General features: G+C 57.4%; 6 protein-coding genes and 1 pseudogene. 2 read left to right on the top strand and 5 right to left on the bottom strand.

The window, feature by feature from the left end:
- Window positions 1-387 precede the first annotated feature (387 nt).
- A complete protein-coding gene (locus tag IVB12_RS35095) occupies window positions 388-645 on the top strand; it encodes a GNAT family N-acetyltransferase (RefSeq protein WP_346658535.1) in 258 nt (85 codons plus the stop codon).
- Between the two features lie 637 nt (window positions 646-1,282).
- On the opposite strand, the gene plsY is transcribed toward IVB12_RS35095, so the two are convergent.
- The 5 genes from plsY to IVB12_RS35070 all read right to left on the bottom strand — a co-directional run bounded on the left by plsY (window position 1,283) and on the right by IVB12_RS35070 (window position 7,270).
- Entirely contained in the window at window positions 1,283-1,966 is a 684-nt protein-coding gene (gene plsY, locus IVB12_RS35090; RefSeq protein WP_247306887.1) for a glycerol-3-phosphate 1-O-acyltransferase PlsY, read from the bottom strand.
- A 151-nt stretch (window positions 1,967-2,117) separates the two neighbouring features.
- Window positions 2,118-3,227: an IS630 family transposase gene (locus IVB12_RS35085; protein ID WP_247306884.1), complete on the bottom strand. Its 1,110-nt coding sequence runs from the start codon at window positions 3,225-3,227 to the stop codon at window positions 2,118-2,120.
- Window positions 3,228-4,090: 863 nt separating this feature from the next.
- On the bottom strand, window positions 4,091-4,741 hold the full coding sequence (locus tag IVB12_RS35080) for a uridine kinase (RefSeq protein WP_247306881.1): 651 nt from the start codon (window positions 4,739-4,741) through the stop codon (window positions 4,091-4,093).
- 278 nt (window positions 4,742-5,019) lie between these two features.
- On the bottom strand, window positions 5,020-5,886 hold the full coding sequence (locus IVB12_RS35075) for an SMP-30/gluconolactonase/LRE family protein (protein ID WP_247306867.1): 867 nt from the start codon (window positions 5,884-5,886) through the stop codon (window positions 5,020-5,022).
- 301 nt (window positions 5,887-6,187) lie between these two features.
- The gene (locus IVB12_RS35070) at window positions 6,188-7,270 is read right to left on the bottom strand and encodes a hypothetical protein (RefSeq protein ID WP_247306865.1); all 1,083 of its coding nucleotides are present in this window, start codon (window positions 7,268-7,270) and stop codon (window positions 6,188-6,190) included.
- Window positions 7,271-7,725: 455 nt separating this feature from the next.
- Between IVB12_RS35070 and IVB12_RS35065 the strand changes: the two are divergent.
- Window positions 7,726-8,585, top strand: a pseudogene (locus tag IVB12_RS35065) (IS1182 family transposase); the annotation flags it as partial.

The following is an 8,585-nucleotide window of genomic DNA, read 5'->3' as shown; positions in this document are numbered from 1 at the left end:
ATTGACTGCATAGGCTGCTCCTCCGAATCGTGGGAGCCTCAAAACGGCGCCCATACCTTGGCACTCTCGTGCCGGTGGAGGAGCCGTCCACAGCATCAATAGCCGACATGGCAGTCAGCGTGCCCATTGTCCGGGTATCGGCTTTGTGCCAAAATCACGGGCTGCAAATACGAGAAGCTATACCAGAAGATGCGCCCGCTGCCTGCATCGTGTTGGAGCGATCGAGCGGAGCTTTGCGAAGCGGACCACCGAAACGACCCTTCCATCTTGGCGCGATGGTTGGGCAATAAGACCCATGAGAGTTTCTGTGCTTGGGTCAGACAAACTGACAACTCGGTGCTTGTGGTTGTCGAAAATCAGGACATCCTAGCGTTGGATCAGTAACCAATGCGGGGACGATTGGCCTCAACTACGTATCGCACCGATGCGCGGTTTCGGGGAGTTAGCCGCGCACTGCTGCGGGCACTGGAAATGCGAGCCGCTGAAAGAGGCAATAACCGGTGCAACTTGACGAGCACTGAAACCGCTCGCCGATTTTATTTGTCAAACGGCTATGTTGAAAATGGGCCGCCGGTCGGCGGATTTGGGACGAGTTCCGGTTATCCGATGACTAAGGCTCTGGCCGTGTCGATACGCCAAAACTAAGTGCGCGTGATCGCCCGCTAGGCCGAGCGGAGGCTACCGATGGAATGCACGATCCGGACAGCGCGTGAAGATGACACCGACGAAATAAGCGCGGTCATCTACGTACACTGCGCGAAACCAATGCGAGGGACTATGCAAGAGAGATCATCGAGCAAATCGATAACCGAGAGGCGGCCTTCGAAAATCGCTCCGAATTTCGTTTTTCAATTTTTGAGAAACGCGCTGGCACCTTCATTGGGAATTGTTCGCTTTTTCGGTTCGACTGGACGGTTCCGCGAGGCGAGATTGGCTACTGGTGCGCCACAAACGAGGTTGGGCACGGCTACATCACTGAAGCTATATTGGCGCTGACCAAATTCGCTTGGTCTCTCGGTCTTGTGCGGGTCGAAATACGTTGTGATGCTAAGAATTTGCGGTCACGCGCGGTTGCAGAGCGCGCTGGCTTCGCCTTGGAGGGCGTTCTGAAAAACGATTGCCGCAATCCCCAGGGAGCTCTTCGAGATGGTTGTGTCTTTGCCCAAGTACCTCGCAACATCGAAATGATTTCATAAGCAGAACAAGAAATTCGACCCGCACAAGACTACGTCTTTGGGAATTTGGGTTCACAAGCGGCCCAAGTGCGATATCGAAACTTGTGCTAAACCTGCGCTTCTGCTTTCGCATCCAGGTCATTTCGACCCAGACGCGGCTCCGTCCCTGCCAATAGCCTTTGAACGTTGGCGCGATGGCGAACGATCACGTAGAGGCCGCCTCCGATCACCAGCAACCGATACGGTGATGGATGCTCGGATCCGCAGACGAGAACGATTGCCGTCAACGCCGCGAGCATCGAGCTCAAGGAAACGATCCGGGCCATTGCCAGCACGGTGCCAAAGACCGTTGCAGCGCACAGCCCCACGGGCCACGACATCGCCAGCAACACGCCGAGCCCGGTCGCAGCCGACTTGCCGCCCGTGAAGTTCAGCCAAATCGAGCGGCTATGTCCCACGAGCACCGCAATTCCAGCCAGGCAAACAACCCATGGCACCCAGATTTGCAGATCAGACGCTGTCGGCGGCGTCGGGGACAGCTCCGTATAGAGCCAAGGACAGAACGAGCGGGCAACGATGATGGCAGCCACGCCTTTTAGCACATCGGCAATGAGCACCACTAACGCGGGCCATTTTCCAAGAGTCCGCAATGCATTCGTTGCCCCGGTGGATTTGGAGCCATGCTCTCGAATATCAACGCCCTTGAGGAGTTTCCCCGCCAGATAGCCCGTGGGCATAGAACCGAAAAGATAGGCGATAACCAATCCAACCGCGCTCGCTATGAAAGCCATGGGTATTACTTCCAGCTTTTCGCAACCAGTATTTTATCGCCGTCTCTGTTTGACCGCTATGGGCCTTGGCCGTGTACCATGAACTTGGCGCATGACGCGACGAAGGCTATATCCGCTTTGCTCCAGGGGGTACCAAGCTAGTCACGTGAATCTAAAGTTCGCCACATAAAGTCTGCTGGGCTTTGTGGCAGAAGCGTTTGACGGAAGCCAAGATCTGGTCTGCGGACTTGGTCCATTTGAAGGGCTTCGGGTTATTGTTGTGCAGTTCGATGAAGGTACGGATGTCGGCCTCGAGTTGCCTGACGGAGGTGTGAACACCTCGCTGGATTTGCTTTCTGGTGAGCTCAGCGAACCAGCGCTCGATCTGATTGATCCATGACGCGGAAGTCGGCGTGAAGTGGACATGATAGTGCGGCCGGCGAGCGAGCCACGCTTTGATCTTGGGTGTCTTGTGGGTGGCGTAGTTGTCCATGACGATATGGACAGCGAGCCCCTCAGGGATTTGAGCGTCGATCTCTTTGAGGAACTTCAAGAACTCGACCGCCCGATGGCGCTTGTAGCATTTGCCAATGACAAAGCCGGAAGCGACATCGAGAGCGGCAAACAGCGTGGTCGTACCATGCCTCACATAGCTGTGCGTACGCCGTTCCGGCACCGCAGGCATCATCGGCAAGACCGGCTGCTCGCGATCGAGCGCCTGAATCTGGCTTTTCTCATCAATGCTGAGGACGAGCGCACGGTTCGGTGGGGATAGATAAAGGCCGACGATATCGCGCACCTTGTCGACGAACAGCGGATCGCTCGACAGCTTGAACGTCTGGCTACGGTGCGGCTGCAAGCCGAACGCCGACCACATTCGGCGGATCGTGGTGTGGGAAAACCCAGTTTCCGCCGCCATCGACCGGATCGACCAGTGCGTCGCGTCGGCCGGCGTCGTCCGCAGCGTCCGCTCGATCACCGCGGCTACCTGATCGTCGTTGATGGTGCGAGGGCGGCCAGGTCGCGCTTCGTCAAGCAGGCCATCACAGCGATCCTTCAAAAACCGGCGACGCCACTTACCAACGATATGTTCGTGAAGGCCAAGTTCGGCAGCTACGGACTTGCTTGCCAAGCCATCCGCACACCGCAGGATCGCACGGCATCGCTCAGATAGCGACCGGGCTACGCGATGACGACGAACTTGCCTCTCCAAGTACGCCCGCTCCTGCGGACTCAGCAACAACGGCGCGATCGGCCGGCCTTTCACACCTGCATTCGCCACGAGCGCTCTCCTCTCTAGAGATTCGAGCGATCAACTAATGTCACGAACTTGCGTTCCAGATGACTAGCGCGGCAGCGCAATATGCCTCGAAGGGCCAACTGCCGACGAATCAGACATTCTGACGAGGTCGGATTGGAGCGTCTCCATGTATGTTGTCGCTGATGGAGTGAAGCTGGAGCCCGTTCGCCGTTGGTCGTCGCCGGACCGGGTCTTCTTTGCCTGTGGGGCGTGCCATATCCTCGCCTTTGCTTTTCTGAAGGCGTATCCTCAGTCCGGCTTTGCTCCGCTCTGGCCTCACTGGCAACCACATCGTGGCGGTACGCGACGACATGGCCTTCGACTATCATGGCTTTTCAAGCTGGAGCCATCTGTTCGGCCACATCGAAGCGAAAGCGAACCGCCGGTGGCCAGGATGGTCTGCTCAGCTCAACTCTTCCAATGGAAGTTCTGATCTCGGAGTCAAAGTCGCGCGAGTATGATGGTCTGTGGCTTCGAGAGCCCAAGCAGTTTCTGCATGACGCCATGCCCAGGGGCCGAGCATTACCTGCGTCGATTCCCTTGTCCGCCAGAATGACCGCTTCGGGTGTGCTCCGCTCCCCGGCCCGATTGTAAACATAATGATGAAAAGTTATCGAGTTGGCCGCTGCGCTCGCACTGCTTCCAGAATAGCCATATGGTGCACCTGGCTTTTAGGGCTTCGCATGCTCGTGGACAGGTCCGTCGACCTCTCGGAGTCTGCATGTGGCAGAGTCCGACAACCCGGCCGCTCTCAAGCAGGTCCGATTATTGGGGTGAGGCTGCCGTCCTCTCGCTATCCACAAGATGACGCGATTGACCCGTAGCTGACCTGGAGCTTGAACTGCTCAGACGGCAATCGAAGGGGCCGAAAGGTCGTTGTAGTCGACTACAATCGTGGCCTTCGCTTCTGGCTGGCAGCTCCTGAGATAAAGCCGCTGTCCCTCAACGTAGCGTCTGTTCGATGAAGCCGCAGGGTCGGGTGACGAGCCATCGCGGGCAGCACATCGCGCAACGGACACAGCAAAGTCCGTTCGGAGGAAGATTGAAGCGTCCCAATAGTTGAGGAGTTCGGGTCGATGCAGGAAGATGCCGTCTAAGAGCAAAATGGAATTCGGCAGTGCCTCCAGATCATTGGCAGCTACGATGTCATCGGTCGAATGGTCGAAGAATGCCCGACGATAGCGGCGAGAACCACCGGGGCTTAATGGGTCCAAGAGGTATCGCTTCAATGCCGAGTAGTTGTACGAGTCCTCGAAGAACCCTTCCGGCGAATGCCGCCCGCGCCGATATCTGAACGCCTTGGGATTATGAAATCCGTCCACCGACGCACGAATAACCGGCCGCCCCTTGGCCATGACGACACTTCCGATTTCATCGGCGAATGTGGTCTTTCCCGCCCCGTCGACGCCATCGATAGCCACGCGGAGCGTTCGACCTGGCAACGTCGCGGCAAGGCGATCAGCCATCTCGGTTAAAAATTTCTCTCTCTTTTCCATCTGGATCGATGCGCGCCGAGGCCAACGTCACTGGAGCCTACAGGGAAGCGGTCCACTTCCGCAATTGGCCTGTTCAAGGCGTGCCGGTCCGATCTGACCACGTCCGCTTATCCGGTTACACCGGAAGTCATCGCCTCACCGGCAAGCAGACGCGATTGACCCCAAGCGGTCATAACGTGAGACGTGCAACACGATCAATGTCAGAACTTGGCTCGCTTTGGCCGCTGCGCAAATTGCGAACTGAAGCTCCGTTGCGAAACCACTGCTGGCACCGGTCCTCAGCGCGTATCGACTTTGTAACCCAGAACAGTGCCCTCCATCATCATCGGGATCATGATGACACCATCCGGTCCCACGCCGAGATCGGCGCTCCCCTTCGTGAGCGGAAGGAGGCGCGTCGGCTTGCCATTGTTCACGACGTGGAAAAGCCCGCCGCTTACCCAGTCGGTGACAAGATAGCCGCCCTTGCCATCGGGCTCGACACCATCAAAATTGCCAACTGGTGTCGAGTCACCAAGAGCAGACACTTTCTTTGTCGCGAGATCGACCGCCTTCATGTGGCCGGGTACCTTGGTCGAGAAGTCCGGGGCCATCTTGCCCCACGACGCGACCACAAGCCTCCCATCCTCGACGAGGAGCCCGTTCGGGTTTTCGAGCGCGTCATCCTGCATCAGGAGAGATAGCTTGCCGCCGTCGAGCACCCAAATGCTGTTTGTCACCATGTCGGATGCGTAGACCCGTCCCGTCTTGTCAGCCGCGAGGTCGTTCAAGAACTTGGATCCGGGTGCCTCGTATCGGTTGATGATTTCGCCCCTGGCCGGGTCGATTTCCGCAATCCGATCTACGTCTGCGACGTACAGCTTGCCGTTGGCAAGCGCGAGCCCGGTCGGACTGTCGAGTCCCTTGACCCACTCAATTGTCACGACCTTTCCATCCGGCCCAAGCTTTGAAATGAAGCCGTTGCCAGCCTTTTTCATCGGATCGCCGTTGACGTTCGACACATACATGGCCCCCGCGGCGCGGTCAAAAACCACCGACTCGGGCTGCTTGAAGCCACTCGTCTCCCACAGCTTTTGAGGTTCTGCGGCGACGGCACTGAAGGTAAGCACAGCAGACATTAATGCGGAGAGCTGAGGTGTCCTCATGGTAGCCTCCTCGTGATTGCCCCGTAGAAGGAACAAGCCTGTCACGACAGACGTTCCGCTCGTCTGTCAATTATGTCCCGCCGACTACCACGCAGATCGAGAGCGCGGCCGATGTCTGAGTTTGGCCCGTTGTTGACCTGCGTGACGAGCGCGCAGAAGTCCGGTTTGTGTGGTGGAGCGGACCAGCGCCTGATGCATTGGCGAAGTCGCCTGTTGACCCAAACCGGAAGTCCTGAAGGCGAAGATCGGGTACTCAAGATGAACGGTGATGCCGGTCGCTCAGCAATTGGCGCCGCTTCCATCACGGAACGTAACTGACCGACCAGCGAACATTAACCCCGTAGTGGAAATCGCCGTTACTCGTCGGGCAGTCCATCAGGAACGTAGTCTGTACAACATTTTCGTTCCGGCCTACTGGCAATGGGAGTCGCGTACCCCAATTGCTTGCGGCTTCGTCCTCCTCCAAGAATCCGTCATGTTCGACACCCCACGACGCGACAGATACGCTCATCTCGTTCTCATCCGCCACCGCCAGAGGCGTTCCGAAATGTGCGAAGCTCATCGCGTAGGGCCGATCAGTCTCACCCCAGTCGTCGATGTCTTGCGTCGCCCGATCGAAATCCTTGATCACGGTAGGTTGGTTCACGGGCCCGGAGAACACGCGGAACGTAAACGAAGCTTCGCCATGATCGAATGGGTCTCCGTCATTGAAGATGTGAAGGGTCGGAAACTCAACGTTGAGCACACGGCGCAGGGTCGTGAACTGGTCCTGGCGTACCTCCCAATCTCCTCGTGAATCCACGACCACGGCTGAGAAGAAGTAGCGGTTGCCGGGAAAGAGCGGCAGGAGGTCTGCCTTGTGGTCCATCATTCCTTGTATGAAGGGCGCAGAAGGATCGCCTTCGGGAGAGACCGGATGCGGAATGCCGTCAGCGTCGATAACAGGAGGTGTTCTGCTCACGGCGAAAGAAACGACACTTGTAGGTACGCGCGTATGAATCTGGTGAAAGTACCACGTCCCACCGAATCCCCGGTTCTCATCAGTAATCAACCCACGCTCTCTCGGTTTCTTAACGAGGCAAAACACTAGGAGCGTCGCGCGGCGAATCGGGTCAATCGACAGCGGACCATGTCCGCGCTCAAATACGCCAAGCTCATAGCTCTGCCCAGGCACTAGTGTGATAGACCACGATCCCTCTTTATCGGCGATGTCACCAAGGCCAGTACGGACATGGGGGTTTACTCGGCTCCAAGAGCGGCCTGGCACGAGTTCCCAAAGATCGTCTTCGGGATCTTTCTTGTAGGAGATAGTTGTGTCTCCGCTCGTCTGTCCGGCGTCAACGTCGACTACGACAACATCTGGCAACGCCGAAAGCGCGGTCATGCGATAGCTCCACTGTTGATCTCAAGAGACAGAGGCAGTTTACGCCTGCTCGGAAAGTTGTCGTGTGAGTTATTTCACAACGGGATCGGATAAGTTCGGGATGCATTCTGATCTGCGACAAAATGCGAGTAAAACGTTGCACAGCGATGACGGCAGTCTGATTTTGTATGACGCGAGCTATGTCCACCTCCTTTCCGGCGCGCTACTTATGTCGACAAGATTCAAAGGATGCGAAACCAGCCGACCTTTGGTCGAGTAGCCAACGAAGTTTGAAACCAATCGCAAGACCGCACATGCGCTCGGCTCATGGTGCCGCCCACCCCGCTTGCCCAGGAAAACGCTGTGGTGGGGGTAACCGGTCATGTCTGCTCGTGGCCGATTTTGTTGAAAAAGGCGGCAGTTGCGACTCAAGGATAGCAGTGATTCAGTCTGTCTAATTGGCAGGACTGAAGATCATGATGGGGCATCGGCAAGTCGAACAGGCCGCGTTGTTCTATGAATTCTCGTTCGAAAGACATATCCCGACCGATCACTTGCTGCGGTTAATCGACAGGTTTGTCGACCTTGAAGAGGTTCGACGGGACCTGGCGCCTTTCTACAGTAGCATCGGTCGGCCTTCGATCGATCCCGAACTGATGATCCGGATGCTCCTGATCGGTTACTGCTTCGGCATCCGATCGGAGCGTCGCCTGTGCGATGAGGTTCACCTCAACTTGGCCTACCGCTGGTTCTGCCGGCTCGGTCTGGATGGGGCGGTGTGCCGGATCATTCGACATTCTCCAAAAACAGGCATGGCCGCTTCCGGCAGAGCGACCTCTTCCGTCGCGTGTTCGAGAGCGTGCTGCGCCGCTGCATCGAGGAACGACTGGTCGGCGGTGAGGGATTTGCAGTCGATGCGAGCCTAATCAAGGCCGATGCCAATCGGCAGAAGGGGATCGAAGGCGATAAGGGACTTCCGCCGGAGGCGGCCGGCCGAGCAATCGACGAGTATCTGGCTGTCCTCGATGATGCCGCTTTCGGAGCCGCGACCGAGGTTACCCCGAAGTTCGTATCGCCCTCCGACCCGGCGGCGCGCTGGACGGGGGCGCACGGCGGCCAAGCGTTTTTCGCCTATTCGACGAACTACCTGATCGACATCGAGAACGCGATCATCGTCGATGTTGAGGCAACGACCGCAATCCGGCAGGCGGAGGTATTGGCCGCTAAGCGCATGATCGAGCGCTCGCTGGAGCGGTTTGATCTCTATCCGAGCCGGCTCCTCGGTGACAGCGGCTATGGCTCGGCCGAGATGCTCGCCTGGCTGCTCTATGGGCAC

Source organism: Bradyrhizobium sp. 179, from assembly GCF_023073535.1.
In the GTDB taxonomy this organism is placed as follows: domain Bacteria; phylum Pseudomonadota; class Alphaproteobacteria; order Rhizobiales; family Xanthobacteraceae; genus Bradyrhizobium.
The sequence above is the reverse complement of the archived record's forward strand: the minus strand, read 5'-3'. Positions and strand labels throughout refer to the sequence as shown.